This window comes from Massilia sp. Masssp94 (assembly GCF_059491305.1).
The window spans coordinates 5619946-5643240 of the sequence record NZ_CP168501.1 but is presented as its reverse complement, the minus strand read 5'-3'; the positions used below and the strand labels follow the sequence as shown (position 1 = coordinate 5643240).

Annotated in this window: 28 protein-coding genes; 4 read left to right on the top strand and 24 right to left on the bottom strand. The window is 66.2% G+C overall.

Going from position 1 to position 23295, the window contains the following annotated elements; genetic code table 11:
- Positions 1 to 22 precede the first annotated feature (22 nt).
- Together ACEN9G_RS25100 and ACEN9G_RS25095 are read right to left on the bottom strand one after the other, a co-directional pair.
- Entirely contained in the window at positions 23 to 322 is a 300-nt protein-coding gene (locus tag ACEN9G_RS25100) for an RnfH family protein (protein ID WP_413344036.1), read from the bottom strand.
- A complete protein-coding gene (locus tag ACEN9G_RS25095; protein ID WP_413344034.1) occupies positions 315 to 746 on the bottom strand; it encodes a type II toxin-antitoxin system RatA family toxin in 432 nt (143 codons plus the stop codon). Before ACEN9G_RS25095 ends, ACEN9G_RS25100 begins: the two co-directional genes overlap by 8 nt.
- A gap of 101 nt (positions 747 to 847) precedes the next feature.
- Here ACEN9G_RS25095 and smpB point away from each other — a divergent pair, with 101 nt between their 5' ends.
- Positions 848 to 1297 (top strand): SsrA-binding protein SmpB, encoded by a 450-nt coding sequence (smpB, locus tag ACEN9G_RS25090; RefSeq protein ID WP_413344032.1) that lies wholly within the window; start codon positions 848 to 850, stop codon positions 1295 to 1297.
- Positions 1298 to 1303: 6 nt separating this feature from the next.
- Here smpB and ACEN9G_RS25085 read toward each other — a convergent pair whose 3' ends face one another.
- From ACEN9G_RS25085 to ACEN9G_RS25055, 7 genes are all read right to left on the bottom strand, one after another.
- Positions 1304 to 1747, bottom strand: coding sequence for an SgcJ/EcaC family oxidoreductase (locus ACEN9G_RS25085; protein ID WP_413344030.1), 444 nt, complete (start codon positions 1745 to 1747; stop codon positions 1304 to 1306).
- Positions 1748 to 1905: 158 nt separating this feature from the next.
- A complete protein-coding gene (locus tag ACEN9G_RS25080) occupies positions 1906 to 2643 on the bottom strand; it encodes a hypothetical protein (RefSeq protein ID WP_413344028.1) in 738 nt (245 codons plus the stop codon).
- 82 nt (positions 2644 to 2725) lie between these two features.
- Entirely contained in the window at positions 2726 to 3922 is a 1197-nt protein-coding gene (locus ACEN9G_RS25075; protein ID WP_413344026.1) for a multidrug effflux MFS transporter, read from the bottom strand.
- A 164-nt stretch (positions 3923 to 4086) separates the two neighbouring features.
- Positions 4087 to 4773, bottom strand: coding sequence for a signal peptidase I (gene lepB / locus ACEN9G_RS25070; protein ID WP_413346016.1), 687 nt, complete (start codon positions 4771 to 4773; stop codon positions 4087 to 4089).
- A 94-nt stretch (positions 4774 to 4867) separates the two neighbouring features.
- Positions 4868 to 5149, bottom strand: a complete 282-nt coding sequence (locus tag ACEN9G_RS25065) for an alpha/beta hydrolase family protein (protein ID WP_413346018.1) — start codon at positions 5147 to 5149, stop codon at positions 4868 to 4870.
- 309 nt (positions 5150 to 5458) lie between these two features.
- Positions 5459 to 5650 carry a hypothetical protein gene (locus ACEN9G_RS25060; RefSeq protein WP_483127125.1) on the bottom strand — a complete coding sequence of 64 codons (192 nt, stop codon included), beginning with the start codon at positions 5648 to 5650 and terminating at the stop codon, positions 5459 to 5461.
- Positions 5647 to 6804, bottom strand: coding sequence for a PepSY-associated TM helix domain-containing protein (locus tag ACEN9G_RS25055; protein WP_483127124.1), 1158 nt, complete (start codon positions 6802 to 6804; stop codon positions 5647 to 5649). The genes ACEN9G_RS25060 and ACEN9G_RS25055 overlap by 4 nt, the downstream gene beginning before the upstream one ends.
- Positions 6805 to 6921: 117 nt before the next feature.
- Here ACEN9G_RS25055 and ACEN9G_RS25050 point away from each other — a divergent pair, with 117 nt between their 5' ends.
- Complete coding sequence (locus ACEN9G_RS25050) at positions 6922 to 9096, top strand: TonB-dependent receptor (protein WP_483127123.1); 2175 nt, start codon at positions 6922 to 6924, stop codon at positions 9094 to 9096.
- Positions 9097 to 9120: 24 nt separating this feature from the next.
- Here ACEN9G_RS25050 and ACEN9G_RS25045 read toward each other — a convergent pair whose 3' ends face one another.
- The 6 genes from ACEN9G_RS25045 to ACEN9G_RS25020 all read right to left on the bottom strand — a co-directional run bounded on the left by ACEN9G_RS25045 (position 9121) and on the right by ACEN9G_RS25020 (position 11904).
- A complete protein-coding gene (locus tag ACEN9G_RS25045; RefSeq protein ID WP_440962520.1) occupies positions 9121 to 9471 on the bottom strand; it encodes a hypothetical protein in 351 nt (116 codons plus the stop codon).
- 90 nt (positions 9472 to 9561) lie between these two features.
- Positions 9562 to 10485, bottom strand: a complete 924-nt coding sequence (locus ACEN9G_RS25040; RefSeq protein ID WP_413345740.1) for an SPFH domain-containing protein — start codon at positions 10483 to 10485, stop codon at positions 9562 to 9564.
- Positions 10486 to 10513: 28 nt separating this feature from the next.
- On the bottom strand, positions 10514 to 10873 hold the full coding sequence (locus tag ACEN9G_RS25035; protein WP_413345738.1) for a hypothetical protein: 360 nt from the start codon (positions 10871 to 10873) through the stop codon (positions 10514 to 10516).
- A complete protein-coding gene (locus tag ACEN9G_RS25030; protein WP_483127122.1) occupies positions 10870 to 11292 on the bottom strand; it encodes an NfeD family protein in 423 nt (140 codons plus the stop codon). The genes ACEN9G_RS25035 and ACEN9G_RS25030 overlap by 4 nt, the downstream gene beginning before the upstream one ends.
- 102 nt (positions 11293 to 11394) lie before the next feature.
- Complete coding sequence (locus tag ACEN9G_RS25025; protein WP_413346412.1) at positions 11395 to 11712, bottom strand: hypothetical protein; 318 nt, start codon at positions 11710 to 11712, stop codon at positions 11395 to 11397.
- Positions 11713 to 11904 (bottom strand): hypothetical protein, encoded by a 192-nt coding sequence (locus tag ACEN9G_RS25020; RefSeq protein ID WP_413346410.1) that lies wholly within the window; start codon positions 11902 to 11904, stop codon positions 11713 to 11715.
- Between ACEN9G_RS25020 and ACEN9G_RS25015 the strand changes: the two genes are divergently transcribed.
- Positions 11903 to 12856 carry a tetratricopeptide repeat protein gene (locus ACEN9G_RS25015; RefSeq protein ID WP_483127121.1) on the top strand — a complete coding sequence of 318 codons (954 nt, stop codon included), beginning with the start codon at positions 11903 to 11905 and terminating at the stop codon, positions 12854 to 12856. The two genes, ACEN9G_RS25020 and ACEN9G_RS25015, sit on opposite strands and share 2 nt — an antisense overlap.
- 59 nt (positions 12857 to 12915) lie before the next feature.
- Here the strand turns inward: ACEN9G_RS25015 and ppsA are convergent, their stop codons facing one another.
- On the bottom strand, positions 12916 to 15273 hold the full coding sequence (gene ppsA / locus ACEN9G_RS25010) for a phosphoenolpyruvate synthase (protein WP_413339638.1): 2358 nt from the start codon (positions 15271 to 15273) through the stop codon (positions 12916 to 12918).
- A gap of 370 nt (positions 15274 to 15643) precedes the next feature.
- Between ppsA and ppsR the strand changes: the two genes are divergently transcribed.
- Positions 15644 to 16492 carry a posphoenolpyruvate synthetase regulatory kinase/phosphorylase PpsR gene (gene ppsR / locus ACEN9G_RS25005; RefSeq protein WP_056135226.1) on the top strand — a complete coding sequence of 283 codons (849 nt, stop codon included), beginning with the start codon at positions 15644 to 15646 and terminating at the stop codon, positions 16490 to 16492.
- Here the strand turns inward: ppsR and ACEN9G_RS25000 are convergent.
- From ACEN9G_RS25000 to ACEN9G_RS24965, 8 genes are all read right to left on the bottom strand, one after another.
- Positions 16489 to 17700 (bottom strand): EAL domain-containing response regulator, encoded by a 1212-nt coding sequence (locus ACEN9G_RS25000; RefSeq protein ID WP_413339624.1) that lies wholly within the window; start codon positions 17698 to 17700, stop codon positions 16489 to 16491. The two genes, ppsR and ACEN9G_RS25000, sit on opposite strands and share 4 nt — an antisense overlap.
- A gap of 51 nt (positions 17701 to 17751) precedes the next feature.
- Positions 17752 to 18531, bottom strand: coding sequence for a TrmH family RNA methyltransferase (locus ACEN9G_RS24995; protein WP_413339626.1), 780 nt, complete (start codon positions 18529 to 18531; stop codon positions 17752 to 17754).
- Complete coding sequence (rnhB, locus tag ACEN9G_RS24990) at positions 18528 to 19193, bottom strand: ribonuclease HII (RefSeq protein ID WP_413339627.1); 666 nt, start codon at positions 19191 to 19193, stop codon at positions 18528 to 18530. Before rnhB ends, ACEN9G_RS24995 begins: the two co-directional genes overlap by 4 nt.
- Positions 19190 to 20350, bottom strand: coding sequence for a lipid-A-disaccharide synthase (gene lpxB, locus ACEN9G_RS24985; protein ID WP_413339629.1), 1161 nt, complete (start codon positions 20348 to 20350; stop codon positions 19190 to 19192). The genes rnhB and lpxB overlap by 4 nt, the downstream gene beginning before the upstream one ends.
- Positions 20334 to 21122 carry an acyl-ACP--UDP-N-acetylglucosamine O-acyltransferase gene (gene lpxA / locus ACEN9G_RS24980; RefSeq protein WP_056135241.1) on the bottom strand — a complete coding sequence of 263 codons (789 nt, stop codon included), beginning with the start codon at positions 21120 to 21122 and terminating at the stop codon, positions 20334 to 20336. The genes lpxB and lpxA overlap by 17 nt, the downstream gene beginning before the upstream one ends.
- Positions 21122 to 21607, bottom strand: a complete 486-nt coding sequence (fabZ, locus tag ACEN9G_RS24975; protein ID WP_371760538.1) for a 3-hydroxyacyl-ACP dehydratase FabZ — start codon at positions 21605 to 21607, stop codon at positions 21122 to 21124. Before fabZ ends, lpxA begins: the two co-directional genes overlap by 1 nt.
- Complete coding sequence (gene lpxD, locus ACEN9G_RS24970; RefSeq protein ID WP_413339631.1) at positions 21604 to 22662, bottom strand: UDP-3-O-(3-hydroxymyristoyl)glucosamine N-acyltransferase; 1059 nt, start codon at positions 22660 to 22662, stop codon at positions 21604 to 21606. The genes fabZ and lpxD overlap by 4 nt, the downstream gene beginning before the upstream one ends.
- Before the next feature lie 91 nt (positions 22663 to 22753).
- Positions 22754 to 23272 carry an OmpH/Skp family outer membrane protein gene (locus ACEN9G_RS24965; protein ID WP_413339633.1) on the bottom strand — a complete coding sequence of 173 codons (519 nt, stop codon included), beginning with the start codon at positions 23270 to 23272 and terminating at the stop codon, positions 22754 to 22756.
- Positions 23273 to 23295: the final 23 nt, after the last annotated feature.

The following is a 23295-nucleotide window of genomic DNA, read 5'->3' as shown; positions in this document are numbered from 1 at the left end:
GTGGGCACAGGGGTGCCCACCGCTACGCAGCGGTCTGCTTCTTCGCCGCGCGCTTGCGCCGCGAATCCTTCGGGTCGGCCACGAGCGGGCGATAGATTTCCACGCGGTCGCGGTCGCGCAGCGCGGTCTCCAGCGTCTTTTTCTTGCCGTAGATGCCTACCGGCTGGGTCACGAGATTGATGTCCGGGAACGCGGCCAGCACGCCGCTCTGCTCGATCGCCTGCCCGACCGTCGTGCCGGGTGCGACACGCAGCGGCCGGATGAACTCGTTCTGCGGCAACGCGTACATGACGTAGACTTGCAATTCCGCCTGCTCAGCCATAGATCACCTCGGCACGCTTGCAGAACGAATCGACCATTGTGTTGGCGATCATGCCGAACACGGGCCCGACGAGCTGCTCGAGGATAATGCTCGAGAACTCGTACTGCATGTCGAAGTCGATCTTGCAGGCGTCGGCGCGCAGGGACTTGAAGTTCCACGTGGCCTCCAGCATCTTGAAAGGGCCGTCGACGAGGTGCATCTTCATCTGGCCCGGACGCTGGTTGTGATTCGATGTGGTGAAGCTCTGCTTGACCCCGTGGAAGTTGATTTGCAGGCAGGCCACCAACTTCTCATCGCTGCGTTCGAGCACTTTCACGCCGCTGCACCAGGGAAGGAATTTCGGATAGTCCTCGACTTTCGCGACCAGATCGAACATCTGTTCCGCGCTGTACCCGAGGAAAACTGATTTGTGCACTACTGCCATTGGTCAACCGTTTGTTATGATGTTGGTTACGTTGCGTCGCGCTCGACATTTCAGAAGCGCGACGACGGTAGTTTAACCGACGCGCGGAAATTAGCGATTTCATGAGTATTATTGACAATAAAAAAGCCTTTTTCGACTACTTCATCGAGGACCGCTACGAGGCCGGCCTCGTGCTGGAAGGGTGGGAAGTGAAGGCGATCCGCGACGGCCGCGTGCAGATCAAGGAAGCGTACGTCGTCGTACGCAACGGCGAACTGTACCTGTTCGGCGCGCACATCAGCGCCCTCACGACCGCCTCCGCCTGGAGCCATCCGGAAGCCCTGCGCACGCGCAAGCTGCTGCTGCACAAGGCCGAGATCGACAAGCTGGTCGGCAAGGTCGAGCGCTCCGGCTACACGCTTCTCCCTCTCAACCTGCACTTCAAGGGCGGCCGCGTGAAATGCGAAGTCGGCCTCGCCAAGGGCAAGAAACAGCATGACAAGCGCGATACCGAGAGAGACCGCGACGCCAAGCGCGAGGTCGACAAGGCGATGAAGCAGCATCGCCGCTGATGCCGATCAGTGCGGCTGTGGCTCCGGCATGGCCGACGAATGGTGGCTCGTGATCAGCCATTTCCCGCCTTCCCACCGATACGTGAACGTGTAGCGGGCATGGACCACCTGCCCCGTCGCGCCGAACGTGAACGTGTACAGGCCGGCGTCCACCGCCGTGTCGCAGGCGATGTCGACGAAGCGCAGGTCGATGACGCCGGACGGCCGGCTCTCCAGGAAGTGCCTGAAGTAGTCTTCCTTGTCGGCCGGCGTCAGGCGCGGCACGTTCGACACGGTCGGCAACAGGATCGAACGTTCAGCGTAATTGGCAACGACCTGGTGCGGATCGCCCGTCTTGAGCGATGCGTTCCAGCGGTCGAACAGCGCGGTGATCTCCTGTTCGCTGGCGCGCCGGCAGTGCCCGGGTTGCGCGTCCGGCGCGACCGGCGACCCAGCGCAGCCCGCCAGCATGCAACAGATCGCGGGTGGGATGCCCAGGCCCAAGACCCTGGACGCACGCGCCTGACGTCCGGAGACACGCATTGGATGCTCCTTTCGGCGACCATGCCGATTCATGACAACCGTTGGACAGCACCGATGCCGATCCGTTCCGCGCCCCGCGCAGGGCTTTACCGATAACTCTGCAATTCCCGCGATCCCGTCACCAGCGAGCCCGCGGCCGGCGTACCGCCACTGTAGGCGATTGCCCGCACCATCTTGAGGGTGCGCGTGTCGCCGCCGGACGCATCGCGCCAGCGCGTGGCGCTTTCCGTCCGCGTGATGCCGTTGACGGTCCAGGTCGTCGTCGAGACGAACTTGTAGGCGCTGAACGTGCCCGCGGCGATCGTGATCGTCTCGATGCCGGACAGCGTGCCGTTCTGCGTGTAAGTCACACCGGCACCGCCGTTGCAGGTCTCGGTGTATTGCGCGGCCCAGCCGGCGCCGACGGCCAGCGTTGCCGGTGCCCCCTGGCTGCCCTGGTACGTGCAGTGCGTCACGGCCGTGCCCTTATCGATCGTCATCGCGGCCACCTGCCCGGCCGCGTCGTACTGGAAGTCCGTCGGGTACAGGGTCTGGTCGACCGCGCCGGACACGACGCGGTTGTGCGAGGGATCTTCTTCGTGCACGGCGAACGTGCCATCGGCATTGACCGCCGTGACGTCGTCGTCCGTCGTGCGGTGTAACGTGTTGTTCAGGGTGTCGGCCTGCTGGTCGACATAGACGAGATGCGCGCCCGCTTTCGGCGGCACGAAACGGTAAGTGACCGTTGCCGCCGCCTGCGCTGGGGCGCCGCCGCTACTTCCTCCGCCCCCGCAAGCGCTCAACAGCGCCGCCGCAACCAGACCCGCCAGTATCGTTCGATGCATCGTTTCCCCATTCCACGGAATTGAATGAGGAATTATTGCCGGGATGATCCCGGCCTGACCACTTACGGATTCGTAAGGTTCGTCAGGCCGCCGCCACCCGCTCCTTTGCCATCGCATTGCCCAGCTGGCACGCGCAGAAGCTGGCCACCAGCCCCACCGCCACCCCGCACGCAAGCTTGAACGCGCTGTCGAACAGCAGCGGCGCGACGAGGCCGGAGACGAGTGCGAACGACATCATCTGGATGAACGCCAGCATCGACGACGCGAGGCCGCGGTTGTCGGGGAACAGGCCCAGCGCGCTCACCTGGATCGCGGGCATCGCGACGGCGAGGCCGAACGTGTAGACCATCAGCGGCAGCACGGCCCACGGGATCGTCACCGCGTCGCCGGCGGCCGCCGTGTAGCCGACGTTCAGCACGCACGCGAGGAGCATCGTGCCGAAGCCGATGGCGCGCATGCGCGGCGCCGGGATGCGCGCGGCGCGCTTGCCGCCCCACGCGGAGCCGATCACCATGCCGCTGATCAGCGGGATGAACATCCACGCGAACGCCGTCTCGGGCAGGTGCAGGATCTCCATCACGAAGTTCGCGGCGGAGCCGATGTACAGCGACAGCCCGCCGAACGCGAGGCCCACGGACAGCGACAGTAGCACGAATTGCGGATGCCCCAGCACCTTCAGGTAGTTGCGCGCGATGGCCACGCCGTGGAACGCGTGGCGCTTCTCGCGCGGCAGGCTTTCCGGCAGCAGCTTCCAGGTCGCGAGCAGCATCACGGTGCCGAACAGCGCGAGGAACACGAACGTCGCGCGCCAGCCGAACGTCACGTGCAACCAGCCGCCCAGCACCGGCGCGATCGCGGGCGCGAGGCCGAACACCATCATGATGTGCGACATGATGCGCTGGGCGTCCGCGCCCGTGAAGCGGTCCTGCACGATGGCCTGGCCGATGACGGAGCCGGCCCCCGCCGACATGCCCTGCAGCGCGCGGAACAGCAGCAGCCAGCCGAACGTGGGCGCGAGCGCGGCGCCGGCGGAGGCCAGCGTGTAGACCGTCAGCGCGACCATGATCACGGGACGGCGGCCGAACGAATCGGACAGCGTCCCGTAGAACAGCATCATGAACGCGAACATGAAGAGGAAGACCGACAGCGTCTGCTGCACGGCCACGGGGCCGACGTCGAATGCCCGGCCGATGGCGGGAATCGACGGCAGATAGGTGTCGATGGCGAGCGCGCCGACCATGCCGAGGCAGGCGAGGATGACGGTGAGGAGTCTTTGCATATGCATGCCTTGAATAAAACATCGGCTCTGCAGGATGCGAGCGTCCGAGGGACGAAATTGTAGCGGGATTTGGATCAACCGTGCAGCGCGCCGCCGTTCACGAGGCGGCGCGCCGGAACACCGAGGGCACGCAGGCGCAGCCAGTGCCGCCTGCGCGCACGCGATCAGTCGGGATGGTACAGCGACATGCCGAAACGCTCCGTGCGCGGCATCCAGTTGCCCTGGTAGTCGGCGGAGACGAGCACGCGTTCGGCGCGGCCCACGAGCAGCTTGCGCGGCACGAGGCCGATCACGCGCGAGTCGGCGCTGTTGTCGCGGTTATCGCCCAGCATCAGGTATTCGCCTTGCGGCACCGTGACGGGACCGAAGGTGCGCGGTGCCAGCACGTCCGGCATGATCTGGATGTGGCGCGGCCCGCGCGCGGCCTTGTCGCCCCACGTCTCGGCCAGCTGCAGCGCGCGCATCGCGGTGCCGCCGACGGAATCGAGCGAGTGTTCGACGACGCGGTAGTCGGCACCCTTCCCGTTGATGTACAAACGTTCGTTGCGCATCTCGACGACGTCGCCCGGCAGCGCGACGACGCGCTTGATCAAGAGGGTGTTGTCGCGCGGGGAGCGGAACGTGACGATGTCGCCGCGCTGCGGCTCGCCCAGGTGCGCGAGCACGACGTTCGTGAGCGGCACCTTGAGGTCGAACGCGAGGCGGTTCACGAGCACGACGTCGCCTTCCAGCAGGTTCGGATGCATCGACGCGGACGGGATCGGATTCCAGTCCGCGACCGCCGTGCGGAACACGCCGAACAGGACGAGAAACGCCAGAAAGCCTTTGTTGTTGCGCGCCCAGTTCTTCATTCAGGTCTCCCGCTCGTGGAATGTTCTTGTCGCTCTGCCGATGTTATACGCGCGCTGACTTAACCGAGAATTAAGACGCGCGTATGCATAGGCCTCACCGGGTTTTCGTGCGAAAAAAACGCCACGCTTCGTCGGCCGTATCGACGTCGTGATTCATCGGACCGAGGATTTTCTTCAACAGCCAGGGCAGTTCCTCGTCCTTCGACGCGTTGATATGGCCGCCGCCGTCGATGCGCAGGAACTCGACCTGTACACCGGCGGCGTCGCCGCCCCACACCATGCGCGTGGCCGTCGTCGGATCGTCGGTGCGCAGATGCGGAAAGCGGAACGTGGCCGGCGCGCCGGACAGGCCGTCCGCCTGCCGCCATGCCGCCACCGTCGCCTGTCGCGCGGCGTGTAGCCGCCGAAGCTTTCCCGGCCGAGGACCGCGGCCGCCGCTTCGCCGTGGCCATGCAACAGGATCACCACGGGACGCTTGCCCGGCGCCTCGGGCACGCCCGGGTCGAGCACGAGGTAGCGGCGCTCGCCTTCCGGCCGCGCCAGCGTGTGTGCCGCGTACCCGGCGGCATGCGCCGCCGTTGCCGTGATCAGCGCAATGCATGCCGCCAGCCGTGGAATCGAACCTGCCATCTGCCACCTCCTCGTCGAATCGGAATGGCGATGGTCGCACGGGCCGGCGCGGCCGTCACCTCGCCGGATCGACAGGTCGCGCGGGCCTGAACGCGAACCAGGTCCCGACCAGCACGGGCAGCGCCAGCGCGGCCGCGGCGATCACGTCCCACACGCCGTCTGCCAGCAGCCCCGCGACGAGCCCGAACACGGTCGCCGCGCCCAGCAGCAGCGGCATGCCCCACACGCGGCCCAACGACGCCGTCATCGCACCTCTCCTTCACGTGCGAGCGCGGGTGCGGCGTCCGCCTGCGCACGTGCCGTCCGCGCCGCCGCGCGCCCGCGCCGCAGCCACAGGTACAGGCCGCTGCCCAGCACGACGATCGTCGCCACGTCCAGCAGCGCCCACACGAGTTTCATGCCGGCGCCGCCGTAGTCGCCGAAGTGCAGCGGCTGCGACAGCAGCAGGGTCTTGAGGTACCACGGCAGCTCCCTGCGGTCCGTCACGGCGGCCGTCTGCGCGTCGACCAGCACCGGCTGGTACAGGCGCGACGTCAGTGCCGCGTCGCCATGCATGTACACGCCGTAGTGGTGCGGCGTCGCGAACGGCGTGCCGGGGAACGCGATGAAGCCGACGCGCATGCCGGGCGCCGCCGCTTCCGCATGGCGCACCGCCGCCTCCATCGACGCGAGCGTCACGGGCGCGGCCTGGCCCGCGTAAGGCTTCGTCATCTCGGCGATCTCCGTCACTTGCCACACCTTCAGCAGCACGTCGGCCAGCGTGTTCACGACACCCGTCGCGCCCACGACGAGCGCCCACGCGAGCGTGACGATGCCCAGCAGGTTGTGCAGGTCGAGCCATTTCAGGCGCGCCGTACGGCCCTGGCGGACGGTCCCGAATTCCAGCTTGCGCATGAACGGCGCGTACAGCACGACGCCGGACACGATGGCCACGAGCAGCAGCAATCCCATGAAGCCGAGGAACAGCTTGCCCCACACGCCTGCGAACAGGTCGACGTGCAGGTGGAAGAGGAATTGCATCACGCCGCCGCCCTCGATCGGCGGCTCGCCGACGAATTGCGCGGTGCGCGCGTCGATGGCGATGCTCTTGAAATCCGGGTCGTTCGCGTGAGCGCCCATCGTCAGGAACCACAGCGACGGTTCGTCCGGCTCCTGCGACATGTACATCATGACCTTGTCGGGATAGCGCGCCTGGCCGGCGGCAATCACGCGGTCGAGGCTCGCCGGCGCCTGCGGGGCCGACAACTGCGGCGCCTCGATGTCGTTGCCGAGCAGGTGGCCGATCTCGTGGTGATAGATCAGCGGCAGACCCGTCAGGCACAGCAGCAGCATGAAGACGGTGCAAATGAGGCTGCTCCAGGTATGGATCCAGGACCAGCGGCGGAGGTGTGCGGGAGACATGAGCGGGAAACGGGGCGGGATTGTTGCGGCTGAGGCTAAATAATAATAGTTCTCATTTACGAACGCAAGAACGCTCCGTATAATGAGAATTATTCTCATTAAACAAACAACGTTACCATGAAGTCCGCACCGTTTCCCCGCACCATCCTCACGCCGATCGCCGTCGGTGCCCTCCTCCTCGCCGCCTCGGCCTCGGCCCAGACGACCGACGACGGCATCGCCACCGTCGTGGTCACCGCGTCCGCCGACGCGTCGGCGCAGGGCCTGCCGTCCGCCTATGCCGGTGGCCAGGTGGCGCGCGGCGGGCGTCTCGGCCTGCTGGGGAACGTGGACATCATGGACGCGCCGTTCAACGCCACCAATTACACGCACGCGCTGATCCAGGACCAGCAGGCCAGGAGCGTCGCGGACGTCGTGCAGAACGATCCGTCGGTGCGCGTGGCGCGCGGCTTCGGCAACTACCAGGAGCTGTACGTGATCCGCGGCTTCGCGGTGAACTCGGACGACCTCGCGTATAACGGTTTATACGGTTTGCTGCCGCGCCAGTTCGTGGCGAGCGAGCTGCTGGAACGCGTGGAAGTGCTGCGCGGCGCGAACAGCTTCATCAACGGCGCGGCGCCGGGCGGCGGCGGCATCGGTGGCATGATCAACCTGCTGCCCAAGCGCGCGCCGAACGCGCCCCTGAACGAAGTGACGGCCGGCGTCGAATCGGGCGGCCAGGCTTACGTCGCGGCCGACGTGGCGCGCCGCTTCGGCCCGGACAACCGCGCCGGCATCCGCGTGAACGCCGTCCGCCGCGACGGCGACACGGCGGTCGACCGCGAACAGCGCGAGCTGTCCGTGTTTTCCGTGGGCCTGGACTACCGCGGCGACAACTACCGCGTGTCGGCGGACGTCGGCTACCAGGACCATCAGCTGCGCAACGGCCGCCCCAGCGCGACCGTGGGCTCCGGCCGCGCGATCCCGGCCGCACCGGAAGCCGACAGCAACTTCGCCCAGCCGTGGACACATTCGAACGAGCGCGACACGTTCGGCACCCTGCGGGGCGAAGTCGACCTGGCGCCGCACGTCGTCGCGTGGGCGGCACTGGGCGCACGCGAAGGCCGCGAATCGAACGTGATCTCCTCGCCGACGACGACCGACAACAACGGCGGCACCGTGATGACGCGCTTCGACAACGAGCGCAAGGACAATGTGCGCACGGGCGAGATCGGCGTGCGCGGCGACTTCGCGACCGGCTCCGTGAAACACACGGTCAGCGCCACCGCGTCCGCGTTCGAATCGAAGTCGGACAATGCATACGCCTTCGGCGACTTCGCCGGCTGGAACTCGAACCTGTATCGCCCCGTCGACGTCGCGGCGCCGGCCGCGAACGCCTTCACCGGCGGCTCGCTCGCGAACCCGCTGCTGACAGCAAAGAGCATCCTGTCCAGCTATGCGGTGGCGGACACGCTGTCCTTCCTGGACGACACCGTGCGCGTGACGGCCGGCGTGCGCCACCAGCGCATCAAGTCCTACGGCTACGACTACAACACGGGTGCGCAGAACAGCGCGTATGACGAAAGCGCCAACACGCCGGTCGCGGGCATCGTCTACAAGCCTTTAAAAAACGTGTCGATCTACGCGAACTATATCGAGGCGCTGCAGCAGGGGCCGACCGCATCCGGCGTCGGCGTCATCAACCAGGGCCAGATCTTCGCGCCGTACACCTCGCGCCAGAAGGAAGTGGGCGTGAAGTACGACAGCGGCAAGCTGGGGATGAGCGCCGCGCTGTTCTCGACGGCGCAGCCGCTGGGCTATATTGAGAACGGCGTGTTCGGCGTATTCGGCGAACAGCGCAACCAGGGCCTGGAACTGTCCGTGTTCGGCCTGCCGATGCACGGCCTGCGCGTGCTCGGCGGCCTCACGCTGCTGGACGCCGAACAGCGCCGCACGGTCGGCGGCATCAACGACGGCAACGATGCGATCGGCGTGCCCCGCACGCAGTTGAACCTCGGCGCCGACTGGGATGTGCCGCAGGTGGCGGGCCTGTCGCTGAACGCGCGCGCCATCACGACGTCGCACCAGTACGCGGATGCGGCCAATACGCAGCAGTTGCCGTCGTGGACGCGCCTCGACCTCGGCGCCACCTATGCGACGCGCGTACTCGACCGCGACGTGACCGTGCGGGCGCGCGTGGACAATGCGTTCGGGCGGAATTACTGGGCGTCGGCGGGCGGCTATCCGGGCTACGGCTATCTGGTGCTCGGCGCGCCGCGCACGTTCACCGTGTCGGCGACGGTCGACTTCTGACGTTCGCGCCAAGCGCCGGCGTCATCACGTCAGGCCGATGTGGATAGCCATGCCTACCCACACGGCGAACGCCGCCGCCGCGAGGCAGGCGGCGTACGCCACCAGGGCACGCCCGCGCTCCGCTTCATCGCGGCTGCGCACGAGATAGTAGGGAATCGTGGCGACCGTGAGCGCCACGACCGCCACGCTGAGCCAGCGCGACCTGCGGAACCCGCGCGCATCGCTGTCGCCGCGGTACCATAAAAAACCCAGGTAGCTGACGGCGACGCCGACGACGAAGTGCAGCTGCGCTGCCGCGTCGGCATGGCCGGCATCGAGCAGGCCCGTGCCGGCCATCAGGACCATGATCCACAACACGACACGCTGGTGACTCATCGCGGCTCCTTGCGCCGCGGCGAATCCGTCAGCGCGATTTGATGACGTCGGACAGCTTACGGAAGCGGCTGAAGTTGCCGTTGATCATCATCACGCCTTCTGCGACTTCACGATCGTCAGCGCCGACGCGATCAGGCCGCTCATGTCGCCCATGTCGGCCGGAACGATGACCGAGTTGTTCGTCTTGGCCAGGTTGCCGAAGGCGTGCACGTACTCTTCGGCCACGCGCAGGTTGACGGCATCGATGCCGCCCGGCGAACGGATCGCCTCGCCCACCTGGCGCAGCGCGCTGGCGCTGGCCTCCGCCAGCGCGATGATGGCCGCAGCCTCGCCCTGCGCGCGGTTGATGGCGGCCTGCTTCTCGCCTTCCGAGCGGGCGATGGCCGCTTCGCGCTCGCCGCTCGCGATGTTGATGGCTTCCTGGCGCCGGCCCTCCGACGCGGCGATCAACGCGCGCTTCTCGCGCTCGGCCGTGATCTGGCGCTGCATCGAGTGCAGGATCTCGGCCGGTGGCGTGAGATCCTTGATCTCGTAGCGCAGCACCTTGACGCCCCAGTTGGCGGCCGATTCGTCGATCGCGTTGACGATCGTCGTGTTGATGTGGTCGCGCTCCTCGAACGTCTTGTCCAGTTCCATGCGGCCGATCACGGAACGCAAAGTCGTCTGCGCCAGCTGGGTGATGGCCTGGATGTAGTTCGACGCGCCATACGACGCGCGCATGGCGTCCGTCACCTGGAAATACAGGATGCCGTCGACCTGCAGCTGCGTGTTGTCCTTCGTGATGCAAACCTGCGGCGGCACGTCGAGCGGGATCTCCTTCAGGCTGTGTTTATAGGCGATGCGGTCGACGAAGGGCACGACGATGTTCAGGCCCGGCGCCAAGGTAGCGTGGTACTTGCCGAGCCGCTCCACCACCCATGCGTGCTGCTGCGGCACGACATTGATGGTCTTGATGACGAACACAATGGCGATGATGAAGATCACCAGCGCGACGGTTCCGAACGTGAATTCCATGGGTTTCCTTCCTTGAAAAAGGTGATGGTCAGGCGAGCAGTTCGTAGGCGACGCTGCCGAGCCCCGCCGCGACGACAAGCACGAGGCAGAAGCCGCCAAGGCGCAGCAGGGCGCGGCCCTTCTGGCCGGACGGACGGCTGCGCACGAGGTAATACGGCACGGCGAGGACCGCGAACATCACGATGCCCACGTTGAGCAGCGCCGTGCGGCGGTATTGGTGGGCGTCGCTGTCGAGGCGGTACCAGCAAAAGCTCAGGAAGCTGAACAGCACCGTCGACAGGACGGCCCAGCCGTTCGACTGGACGCCCAGTGCCATCTCGCGCGCGTCGACGACGCCGAACACGAGGGTCAACGCCACCAGCAGGGTCAGGACGTGCTTCTTGGTCATGGATTGCCCACCACGAGTCGGCTGCCGTGCACTTCGACGATGCGGAATTCGCCCGCATGCGGCGCGACGCCCTGCCCGAGCTCCACGTCCCACAGCGCGCCGCGGTACATGACGCGCGCGCGGCCGTTGTCCCAGGCGGGCACGGTCACGCGCTGGCCGATGTCCAGGTTGACGTTGCGGTCGCGCTGCGCATCCGCCCGCGCCGGATGGCCGAAGCGCGAGCGGTGCAGCAGCCACGTCGCGAGCACGCCGACTGCGGCGGCGGCGATCGCCTGCCCGGGACCGCCGGCGCCGGCGAGCGCGACGATGCCGCCGACCGCGAGACCGATGGCGATCATCAGCAGGTAAAACGTCCCGGTGAACAGCTCCAGGATCACGAGCACGCCGGCCGCTACCAGCCAGCCCATCCATTCAGCCATGGTTTCCTCCGTGGTCGGATCGAAAGATAAAAAACCCCCGCCGCCCGCTACGGGTGACGAGGGTCGCGTAATTGATATCGGGTTCAATGATTGTGTCGGTGATCAAATCGTTATCGCCAGTCTAGCGCGTCTGTGCGCGGAGTCAACGGTCCTGCTTCGGCCTGACGAGTACGGCGTCGGCCGGCGCGGCGCAGGCGCCGCCTCCGAAGGCACCTGCTCCTGTGCCGCGCGCGCCATCGGATTTTTCTCGGGCAGGTCGAGCAGCGAGCCCCCGTCGTCCAGGGCCAGCCCCTCCGCATTCGCCCGGCATTCGCGCTTCTCGGCGCTGCACATCGACTTGCACAGGCTTGCATCGGCGGCATGACCCGCGCCTGCCCACAGTGCTCCCATCATGATTGTCAACCAGGCCAGGCGCTTCATTCACATCCCCGACAAAACTATTTGCCAAAGTGTAACGTTTTTCCGTGCCAAGTCAACAACTTGTTGCTTCAGGCTCAACATCGTGCCCGCGTTGATGCATATCGCGTCGTAACCCGCTTGCCGCGGAAGATCAATTTCCATGTGGAAATAAACGCCAATAATGCGATGCATCGCCTTCTGGAGATCCGCCATGTTCAGACGTCTGTTCGCCGCCTTCCGCACCCGCACGACCGCCGCCGCCCCGGCGCCCGCCATCGACGATGTCATCACGGCCTGTGACGAACACGGCCGCCAGGTGGTCATGGCGCGGGAGGAATGGCGCGACAAGGTGCTGCATCCGCAACTCAAGCAGCACTGGGACACGGCGGACGCGTTGTACGGCACCATCCTTACCGCTCTGTCCGACGGCTTCGCGCCCGAGTTGCTGACGGCGGCCGCGCGCCTCGTCGAGATCGACGGCCTGCCGGAACGCAGCCATGTCACGCATGGCATCGTGCTGCTGGAAAGCGGCAGGCACGACGAGGCCGAGGCCGTGCTGCAGGCCGGCATCCGAAACTGCGGCGAGACGGCCGCGCTGCTCACCAACCTCGCCAAGGTGAAGCACGACCGGGAAGACTCGGCCGGCGCGTCCGACCTGTTGCGGCGCGCCATCCGGCTCGACCCGAACTTCGAGCACGGGTTGAACGGCTGGCTGGCCGTCGAGCGCGCGCGCGCGGGCGAAGCGGGCTTCCTGCAGGCGCTGCAGGAAGCGTGCGCCCTCCCCCGCAGCTGGCGCGCGCGGCTCCTGCTGGCCCGGCACCATCTCGCCGCCGGCGACCTCCCGGCGGCGCGCGAGCAGTACACGGCCGTGCTGGCCGAGGAGGACGTGGATGGCAGCGCCCTGATGACGATGGCGGCCGACCTCGGGCAGTATGGCCACACGGGCCTGATCGTCACGCTCGTCGGACCCGTCTACGACCCCACCCGGCACGGTCCGCAGGCCGCTTTCCACCTGCTGCGCGCCTGCCTGGAAACGGAGCGCGTGGCCGAAGGCGAGGCGCTGCTGGGGCGCCTGCGGGCCGTTTCGCCGCCGCCTTTTACACGCCACCTGGATGAGTTTGAACGCGCGTTCCACCAATTGCACGGGACCGAAGCCCACGCATAAAAAAACCGCTGCAAGGTGATCTGCACCTCGCAGCGGCTTTTCATTGGAAGCTCAACGGCTTATTGCATCGACGCCAGCTTCTGCCACGTATCGATCACCGAGTCCGGGTTCAGCGACATCGATTCGATGCCCTGCTCCATCAGCCACACGGCGAAGTCCGGGTTGTCCGACGGCCCCTGGCCGCAGATGCCCACGTACTTGCCCTTCGCGCGGCAGGCCTTGATCGCCAGGGTCAGCATGGCTTTCACGGCCGGGTCGCGCTCGTCGAAGTCCTTGGCCAGCAGTTCCATGCCGGAGTCGCGGTCCAGGCCCAGCGTGAGCTGCGTGAGGTCGTTCGAACCGATCGAGAAGCCGTCGAAGTACTCCAGGAACTGCTCGGCCAGGATGGCGTTCGACGGCACTTCGCACATCATGATGACGCGCAGGCCGTTCTCGCCGCGCTTCAGGCCATATTTCGCCAGCAGCGCGATGACCTTCTCGGCCTGGCCCAAGGTACGCACGAACGGGATCATGATCTCGACGTTGGTGAGGCCCATCTCGTCGCGCACGCGCTTCATGGCCATGCATTCCATCTCGAACGACTCGGCGAAGTCCTCGGCCAGGTAGCGCGCGGCGCCGCGGAAGCCCAGCATCGGGTTTTCCTCGTCCGGCTCGTAGCGCGAACCGCCGATCAGCTTCTTGTACTCGTTCGACTTGAAGTCGGACAGGCGCACGATGACGGGCTTCGGCCAGAACGCGGCGGCGATCGTCGCGACGCCTTCGGCCAGCTTGTCGACGTAGAATGCGCGCGGCGACGCGTGGCCGCGGGCGACCGACTCGACGGCCTTTTTCAGGTCGTTGTCGATGTTCGGGTACTCGAGGATCGCTTTCGGGTGCACGCCGATGTTGTTGTTGATGATGAACTCCAGGCGGGCCAGGCCCACGCCGCCGTTCGGGATCGACTGGAAGTCGAACGCGAGCTGCGGGTTACCGACGTTCATCATGATCTTGGTCGGGATGGCCGGCAGGTCGCCGCGCGCCGATTCCGTCACTTCCGTTTCCAGCAGGCCGTCGTAGATCCGGCCCTCGTCGCCTTCGGCGCAGGACACGGTCACGAACGTGCCGTCCTTCAGCGTTTCCGTCGCGTCGCCGCAGCCGACGACGGCCGGCACGCCCAGTTCACGGGCGATGATCGCCGCGTGGCACGTGCGGCCGCCGCGGTTCGTCACGATGGCGGAGGCGCGCTTCATCACCGGTTCCCAGTTCGGGTCGGTCATGTCGGCGACGAGCACGTCCCCCGGCTGCACTCTTTCCATCTCGGACGGGTCGTTGATGACGCGCACCGGACCGGCGCCGATCTTCTGGCCGATGGCGCGGCCCGAGGTCAGCACGGTGCCCGTGCCCTTCAGCTTGAAGCGCTGCTGGGAATCCGTCGCCTTCTGCTGCGACTTCACGGTTTCCGGACGCGCCTGCAGGATGTACAGCTTGCCGTCGCGGCCATCCTTGCCCCACTCGATGTCCATCGGGCGCTGGTAGTGCTTCTCGATGATGACGGCATATTTCGCCAGCTCGACGACTTCCTCATCTAGCAGCGAGTAGCGGTTGCGCATTTCGATGGGCACGTCGACGGTCTGCACGGAGCGGCCGGCCTTGGCTTCCTTCGTGAACTCCATCTTGATCAGCTTGGAACCGATGTTCTTGCGGATGACGGGCTTCTTGCCCTGTTCCAGCATCGGCTTGTGCACGTAGAACTCGTCCGGGTTGACGGCGCCCTGCACGACGGTCTCGCCCAGGCCGTAGCTCGACGTGACGAACACGACGTCCTTGAAGCCGGATTCCGTGTCGATCGTGAACATGACGCCGGCGGCGCCCGTGTCGGAACGGACCATGCGCTGCACGCCGGCCGACAGCGCGACTTCGGCGTGGGTGAAGCCTTTGTGGACGCGGTACGAGATCGCGCGGTCGTTGTACAGCGACGCGAACACGTGCTTCATCGCTTCCAGCACGTTGTCGATGCCGACGACGTTCAGGAACGTTTCCTGCTGGCCCGCGAACGAGGCGTCCGGCAGGTCTTCCGCGGTGGCGGACGAGCGCACGGCGAACGACACTTCCGTGTCCGAATCGGCCACGAGGCGGTCGTAGAAGGCTTCGATTTCGGCCTGCAGGCGCGGCTGGAACGGGGTGTCGATGATCCACTGGCGGATCTCTGCACCCGCGGTGGCCAGTGAACGTACGTCGTCGATGTCCAGGCCTTCCAGGCGCCGGGCAATGCGGTCACCGAGAGAGGGACCGCCGTCGACCGAGTGGTTCAGGAAGTCGCGGAAGGCCTGGGCCGTGGTGGCGAAGCCGCCCGGCACGCGCACGCCGGCCTCGGCCAGCTGGCTGATCATCTCGCCGAGCGACGCGTTCTTGCCGCCGACCGACTCGACGTCGGTCATGCGCAGGGTCTCGAACGAGGCGACGTAGACCGCTTCGCTCGCGCCGGCCGCTGTGGGATCGGGCGCCTTCAATACTGCATTCGACAGGTTAGTCATGGTAAAACACCTTTTTGATGATGGAAATCTGTACGGCGGATGCGCCGACGGCCGGATGACGGACGAGCCTGGCTAGGCAGCGGCGGCGCGCCGAGCAATCGTTGCTCAAGGCGGGCTTCGCGCGGCAGGCTGGTCGAGTTTCCGGGGGATTTCTTGTTATTCTTGGCGTCGTAAAGCACAATCCAACAACCCGTTCCCAAGCATTTTACCGCGCGCGACCGGGTTTCACAGCCCAACGAGCTGCAACTTTGTCATTATCTGTCTAAAAAACATCATGTCTTTCGCTAACACCCCAGGCAGTCCGGGCGCCGCGCGCACCGTTTTCTTCGTTTCCGACGGCACGGGCATCACGGCGGAAACCTTCGGCCACGCGGTGCTGAGCCAGTTCGAGATGCGCTTCCGGCAGATCCGCCTGCCGTTCATCGACACGATCGACAAAGCCTACGCGGCCGCCCGCCGCATCAACGACGCCGCGATCGCCGACAACCAGCGCCCGATCGTATTTTCCACGCTCGTGAAACACGACCTGTCCGCCGTGATCCGCGCCGCGCAGGGCATGCATATGGATCTGTTCCAGACGTTCGTCGCCCCGCTCGAGCAGGAATTGCGGGTGAAGTCGACGCACACGATCGGCCGCATCCACAACGTCGTCGACACGGAGGAATACAAGAACCGCATCGAGGCCATCAACTTCTCGCTGGCACACGACGACGGCCAGTCGCACAAGAACCTGGCGGATGCGGACGTGATCCTCGTGGGCGTGTCGCGCTCGGGCAAGACGCCGACGAGCCTGTACCTCGCGATGCAGTACGGGATCAAGGCGGCGAACTACCCGCTGATCCCGGACGATTTCGAGCGCAACAAGCTGCCGTCGGCGCTGCCGCAGTTCAAGCACAAGATATTCGGCCTGACGATCACGCCGGAACGCCTGTCCGAGATCCGCAACGAGCGGCGCGCGGGCAGCAAGTATGCGTCGCTGGAGAACTGCCGCTACGAGGTGAACGAGGCCGAGCAGCTGATGCGGCGCGAGGGGATCCGGTGGCTGTCGTCGACCACCAAGTCGATCGAGGAGATCGCGACGACCATCCTCCAGGAGATCAAGCCGGACCGGCGTGAATATTAGAAGAAATGCCGCCAATCCTCGAGCCAGCCGGGAAACTCGTCGGCCGGCATCGGATTGGCAATGTGGTACCCCTGCGCATACGTGCACCCGAGCCCCTGCAGGAAATCCCAGTCCTGCCGCGTCTCCACGCCGACGGCGACGGACATGCGATCGAGGCTGTGCGCCAGCCCGAGGCACGATTTCAGCACGGTGCCCAGCTGGCGCTTCTTCGACGCGCCGTCCACGAACGAACGGTCGATCTTGAGTTCCGAGAACGGGATGCGCGCCAGGATCTGCAGGTTCGAGCGCCCGGTGCCGTAGTCGTCGATCGCGAGGCCGAAGCCCAGCATGCGCAAGCGCACGAGGCGTTCGATGAAGTCGGCGTCGAAGCTGAGGATCGAGGATTCCGTCATCTCGAACGTCAGGTAGTCCGGCAGCACGCCGTGGCGCTGCATCGTCGACGTCACCTGGCGGATGAAGTTCGGATGCGCCAGCGTCTCCGGCGCCAGGTTCAGCGAGATGGAGATCGGGATGCCCTGGTCGTGGTAGCGGCGGCACCGCTCCACCGACATTTCCAGCATCGTCCAGTCGAGGAAGTCGATGCGGTTGTTCGCTTCCAGCGCGCCGATGAAGGAAGCAGGTCCCAGCACGCCGTGCTCGGGATGGCGCCAGCGGGCGAACGTCTCCAGGCCTTTCACCTGGCCCGTCGCCAGTTCGATCTTGGGCTGGAAGAACGGCTCGAACTGGCGCTTCTGCAGGCCCACGCCCACTTCGGCGAACGTGAAGCTGGGGCCGGGCGCTGCCGCCGGCGCGCGCCGCGGCGCCTGGTAATTGTCCAGCAAGGCCTTGAGTTTCGTGCTGGTGACGGGCTTGGCGACAGTACCCAGCAGGTCGACGCCATGCGCCTGCGCGAGGCTCTCGACGGAGAACAGCACGCTTGCCGGCTGGGCGCCGACGACGATCAGCCGCACGTCCGACTTCAGCGCGGCGATCGCGCGCAGCAGTTCGAGTCCGTCCATGCCGCCCAGGTCGAGGTCGATGACGGCGACGTCGATCTTCGGGGTAAAACCCGCCTGCAGGGTGCGCAGCGCCATCGGGCCGTCCGGCACGTCGGTAACGCGCGTGGCGCCCACCTGGCCGAGCGCCTCGATCAGCGCGCGGCGCTGCACCGGGTCCGCTTCCGCGACCAGGAAGTGCAAAGAGTGCAACTGCGTTTGCCCCATGTCCATCTCGACTCCGTCATAACGTGCACGAAGCGTAACCGAACAGGCTTATCGCGTCTACGCCTGCTGTTGTTGGCGCAGCTGTTCGAAGAAACACACGGCCGCGCACGCGGCCACGTTCAACGATTCCACGGCGCCCGCATGCGGGATGACGACGCGGTGCGTGGCCAGGTTCAGCAGCGCATCCGACACGCCCTGCCCTTCATGGCCCAGCAGCCATGCGACGGGGCGGGACAGGTCCACGTCGTAGATCCGCTCGCTGGCATAGCCGCTCGTCGCCAGCACGGGCACGTCTGCCTTCCGGATCAGGTCCGCCAGGTCGACGTTCTCGAAGATCTCCAGCACGAAATGGGCGCCCATCGCGGCGCGCAGCACCTTCGGCGACCAGATCGAGGCGGTGCCGGGGCTGCAATACACCTGCCTGATGCCCGCCGCGCCCGCACTCCTGAGGATGGAGCCGGCATTGCCCGGGTCCTGCACGCCGTCCAGCAGCACGGCCGATTGCACCAGGGCGTCCGGACGAACAGGCCGCGGCGTCTCGACGAGGAACAGCAGATGGATGCCGTGTTCGACCTGCGACAGCGCGCCGAACAGCGCGTCCGGCAGCGACGTGGCCGGCGCCGTCACGCGGTCGACGATGGCGGCCACTTCGGGATTCGCCAGCGCGCCTTCGGACACGATGCAGTGCACGGGCTGTCCGACGAGGTCCAGGTACGCCTGGCACAGGTGCACGCCGTCCAGCAGCGAACGGCCGGCCTTGCGCAGGGCCTGGCTGCTGCCCGCGAGGTGTTTCAGTTCCTTGTAAAACGGGTTGTCGCGCGACGTGATGCTCTTCATGCGAGCTCCCCGAACAGGTCGGGTTCGAGCAGCGCGCGCACGGGCGCGAAGCTGCGCCGGTGCACGGGGCTCGGACCGTGCTCGCGCAGGCGCGCGAGGTGCAGCGCCGTCGAATAGCCCTTGTGCTGGTCGAACGCATACTGCGGATACGTGTCATGCAGCGCGACGAGCGCCGCATCGCGCGCCGTCTTCGCGAGGATCGACGCGGCGGAAATCGCGTGCACCTTGTCATCGCCCTCCACCACCGCATGCGCGCGGATGTGCGGCGCGAACTGCGGGCAGCGGTTGCCGTCGATGAGGGCGATGGTCGGCACGGTCGCCAGCTGTTCGACGGCGCGGCGCATCGCCAGCATCGTCGCCTGCAGGATGTTCAGCGTGTCGATTTCCGCGTGCGAGCACTCGGCGATGGCCCACGCCAGCGCGTGCTCCCTGATCAGCGGGGCCAACTCGTCGCGCCGCGCTTCCGTCAGCTTTTTCGAGTCGCGCAGGCCCTCGATCGGACGGGCCGGATCGAGGATCACGGCGGCCGCGAACACGGGGCCGGCCAGCGGGCCGCGCCCGGCCTCGTCCACGCCGCAGACGATGTCGTCCAGCGTGAACGGCCGGTTCTTCGGCGGGAGGCCCGGGTAGAAATCGACCGCCTTCGTTCTCGTTTTTCTCATGCTTTGCCTATCACCTCGAGCACGGCGCGGGCGCTTTCGCGCGCGCTGTCGCGCAGCAGGCTGTGATGCATTTCGGTGAAGCGCTCCTGCAGCCTCACCCGGTTGTTCTCGTCCGTCAGCTGGAACCAGACGGCGTCCGCCAGCGCTTCCGGCGTCGCGGCGTGCTGCAGGAATTCCGGCACGACGAAGTCGCGCGCCAGGATGTTCGGCAGCCCGATCCACGGCAAATAGCCCATGTTCCGGATGAGCAGCCACTCGGCCTGCAAGACCTTGTACGCGATCACCATCGGCTTCTTGTACAGCGCCACTTCCAGCGTCGCGGTGCCCGAAGCCGCCAGCACGGCGTCGGCCGCCGCGATGCACGCATGCGATTCGCCGTCGACGAGCTGGAGCGGCACGTCCTGCAACCCGGCCTTCGCCAGCAGCTCCATAAAATACGCTTTTTGCCGTTCGCCCGCCATCGGCGCGATGAAGCGCACGGACGGATCCCGCGCCGCCAGCAGTTGGACTGTCCGGACGTAGGGCTCAGTCAGGTACTTGATTTCCGACATGCGGCTGCCCGGCATGACGGTCACGACGCGCGCGTTCTCCGGCAGGCCGAGCTGGCGGCGCGCGGCAAGCACGTCGGGCACCAGCGGGATCGTCTCCGCCAGCGGATGGCCGATGTACGTGACGGGCACGCCGGCCGTTCGATAGATCTCTTCCTCGAACGGGAAGATCACGAGCATGTGCGAGACGGCGCGCTGGATCTTCTTGATGCGCCCGCCGCGCCACGCCCAGATCTGCGGACCGACGAAGTGCACGGTCGGGATGCCCGCCGCGCGCAGCTGCTCTTCCAGCCCGAGGTTGAAGCCGGGGTAGTCGGCGCCGATGAACGCGGCCGGACGCTCGGCCAGCAGGCGGTCGCGCAGGCGGTTCTGGATGCCCTTCAGTTCGCGGTAGCGCAGCAGCACGGGCAGCAGGCCGCGCACGGTGAGCGTGTCCATCGGGACGTCCGACGCAAGGCCCTGCTCCAGCATGCGCGGACCGCCGATGCCGGAAAAGGCCACGCCCGGCAGGCGCGGCTTCAGCCCCGCCATCAGGCGCGCCGCGAGCAGGTCGCCGGACACTTCGCCCGCGACCAGCGCGAGCTTCACGGATTCAGCGGACGATGCCACGGCTCGCGTTGTCGAGGAAGTCGCGCAGCGCGCGGATGTGCTGTGCGGCGTCGCCGGCGGCGGCTTCCTCTTCCGCCAGCCTGGCCTTGGCTTCTTCCAGCGTCAGGCCGGAACGGTAGATGGTCTTGTACGCGGTGCGGATCGCGTTGATCTGCTCGCGCGTGAAGCCGCGGCGCTTGAGGCCTTCGATGTTCACGCCGTGCGCCTCGGCCGGGTTGCCGGAGACGAGGACGAATGGCGGCACGTCCTGCGTGAGGCTCGTGTACATGCCGATGAAGGCATGCGCGCCGATCTTGCAGAACTGGTGCACGCCGCAGTAGCCCGACAGGATCGCCCAGTCGCCCACGTGCACGTGGCCCGCGAGCTGCGCATTGTTCGAGAAGATCGTGTTGCTGCCCACCTGGCAGTCGTGCGCCAGGTGCGTGTACGCGGACATCCAGTTGTCGTCGCCCAGGCGCGTGACGCCGGCATCCTGCACGGTGCCGAGGTTGAACGTGCAGAATTCGCGGATCGTGTTGCGGTCGCCGATCTCCAGGCGGGTCGGTTCGCCGGCCCACTTCTTGTCCTGCGGGGCGGCGCCCAGCGACGCGAACTGGAAGATGCGGTTGTCGCGGCCAATCGTCGTGTGGCCTTCGATGACGACGTGCGGACCCACGACCGTGCCCGCGCCGATGCGCACGTCCGGCCCGATGATCGAATACGGGCCGACTTCGACGGTGGAATCCAGCTCCGCCTTCGGGTCGACGATCGCGCTCGGGTGGACCTTGCTCATCACTGTCCTGCCTTCTCGTTCGCGCGGATGGTGCACATCAGCTCAGCTTCGACGGCGACCTTGCCGTCGACGCTGGCGACAGCCTTGTACTTCCAGATGCCGCGCGAGGTGCGCAGGATCTCGATGTCCATCTTGAGCTGGTCGCCCGGCTCGACCGGACGCTTGAAGCGCGCGTTGTCGATGCCGACGAAGTACACGACGGAGTTCTCGTCCGGCTTGACGTTCATGGTCATGAACGACAGGATCGCGGCGGTCTGCGCCAGCGCCTCGATCATCAGCACGCCCGGCATCACGGGCTTGTGCGGGAAGTGGCCGTTGAAGAATTCTTCATTGACGGTCACGTTCTTGATGGCGGTGATGGTCTTGCCCAGCTCATAGTCGACCACGCGGTCCACCAACAGCAGCGGGTAGCGGTGCGGCAGGTATTCCTTGATCTCGTTGATCCCCAGGGTCTTGTTGGTCGCGGTGGTGGCTTCAGTCGTCATTTTTGTTCTGATGGTTCGGTCAATTGTTTGATCTGTTTTTCGAGGCTGCGCATCTTCTCGCGCAGCGAGGACAGGTTGCGCACGATGGCGGCGCTCTTTTCCCATTCGGCGTTCTTGGCGAGCGGATAGAAGCCCGTGTACTGCCCCGGCTCGAGCACGGAGCGCGACACCATGCTGCCCGAGGAGATATGGACGTTGTCCGCGATTTCCAGGTGCCCCAGCACCATCGCCGCGCCGCCGAACGTGCAATTCTTGCCGATCTGCGCGCTGCCGGCTACCCCCACGCAGCCCGCCATGGCCGTATTCGCCCCGATGCGGCAGTTATGGCCGATCTGGATCTGGTTGTCGAGCTTCACGCCGTCTTCGATGATCGTGTCGTCCAGCGCGCCGCGGTCGATGGTCGTGTTGGCGCCGACGTCGACGTCGTCGCCCAGCAGCACGCGGCCCGTCTGCGGGATCTTGATGTACACGCCGTTCTCGCGCGCGAAGCCGAAGCCGTCGGTGCCGATCACGGCACCCGAGTGCAGGATGCCGCGCTTGCCGATCCTGCAGCGCGCGTGGAAGGTCACGTTCGCGAACAGATGCGTGTCCGCCCCGATCTCCGCCTCGCGGCCGACGAAGCAGCCGGCGTCGATGCGGACGCCCGCCTCGATGACGGCACCCTCTTCGACCGTCACGTTCGGGCCGATATGCGCGGTCGGCGCGACGCGCGCCGTCTCGTGCACGACGGCGCTCGGATGGATGCCCGGCGGCGGCACGATCTCTTCGAGCGCCACGAAGTACTGCGCGACGCGGGCGAAATAGGCGTACGGGTTGGTGGTGACGATGCGTGCGCCGGCATAGGTCGTGGCGACGGTGGCGTCGTCCAGCGGCGAGACGATCAGCGCCGCGGCGCCGCTTTGCGCGGCCAGCGCGCGCAGTTTGCTGTTGCTGAGAAAGCTGATGTGCGAAGCGCCGGCGCTGTCGAGCGGTGCGATGCCCTGGACCTCGAGGTCCGGGTCACCTACCAGCTGGCCACCGAAGCGTTCGACCAAATCACCCAGTCGAGTGCCCATCGTGGTCGTTCCGTAAAAGAAGTGAAAACTGCCGACCGCTCATCAAGCCGGCCGGCGTCAGGGAAGCGTGTTGGCTCACATGCTCACATGCTTACTTGTCGAGCAGCTTGAGGATCCGGTCGGTGATGTCGATGCGCGGACTGGTCCAGATGGCTTCCTGCAGCACGACGTCGAGGTGTTCCTGCTCGGCCACCTGTTCGATCAGTTTATAGGCTTTCTGCGCGATGGCGGCGCGCTCCTCGTTCTTGCGCTGGAACAGGTCCTCGTTGTACTCGCGCTGCATGCGCTGCACGTCCTTCTCCATGTCGAGCAGTTCGCGCGTGCGCTTGGTGCGGTCGACGTCCGACAGTTTCGGCGCTTCGTCGTCGAATTTCTCGCGGCTCACCTTGTACTTCTGCACTGCGTCGTCGAGCTGTTTCTGGCGCTTGGAGAATTCCGACTGCAGCTTCGCGTCCGCAGCCTTGGCCAGCTTGGACTCGGTCATCAGGCGCTCGGTGTAGACGAAGCCGATGCGGCTCATCCCGCTCTGCGCGGACGCCTGCGCCATCGCACCGGCGCACAGCAGCGCCAGCGCCAGGCTACGCGGCAGCGCGGCTAACGATTTTTTCAACATATTCTTCGCAATCCTTGTTT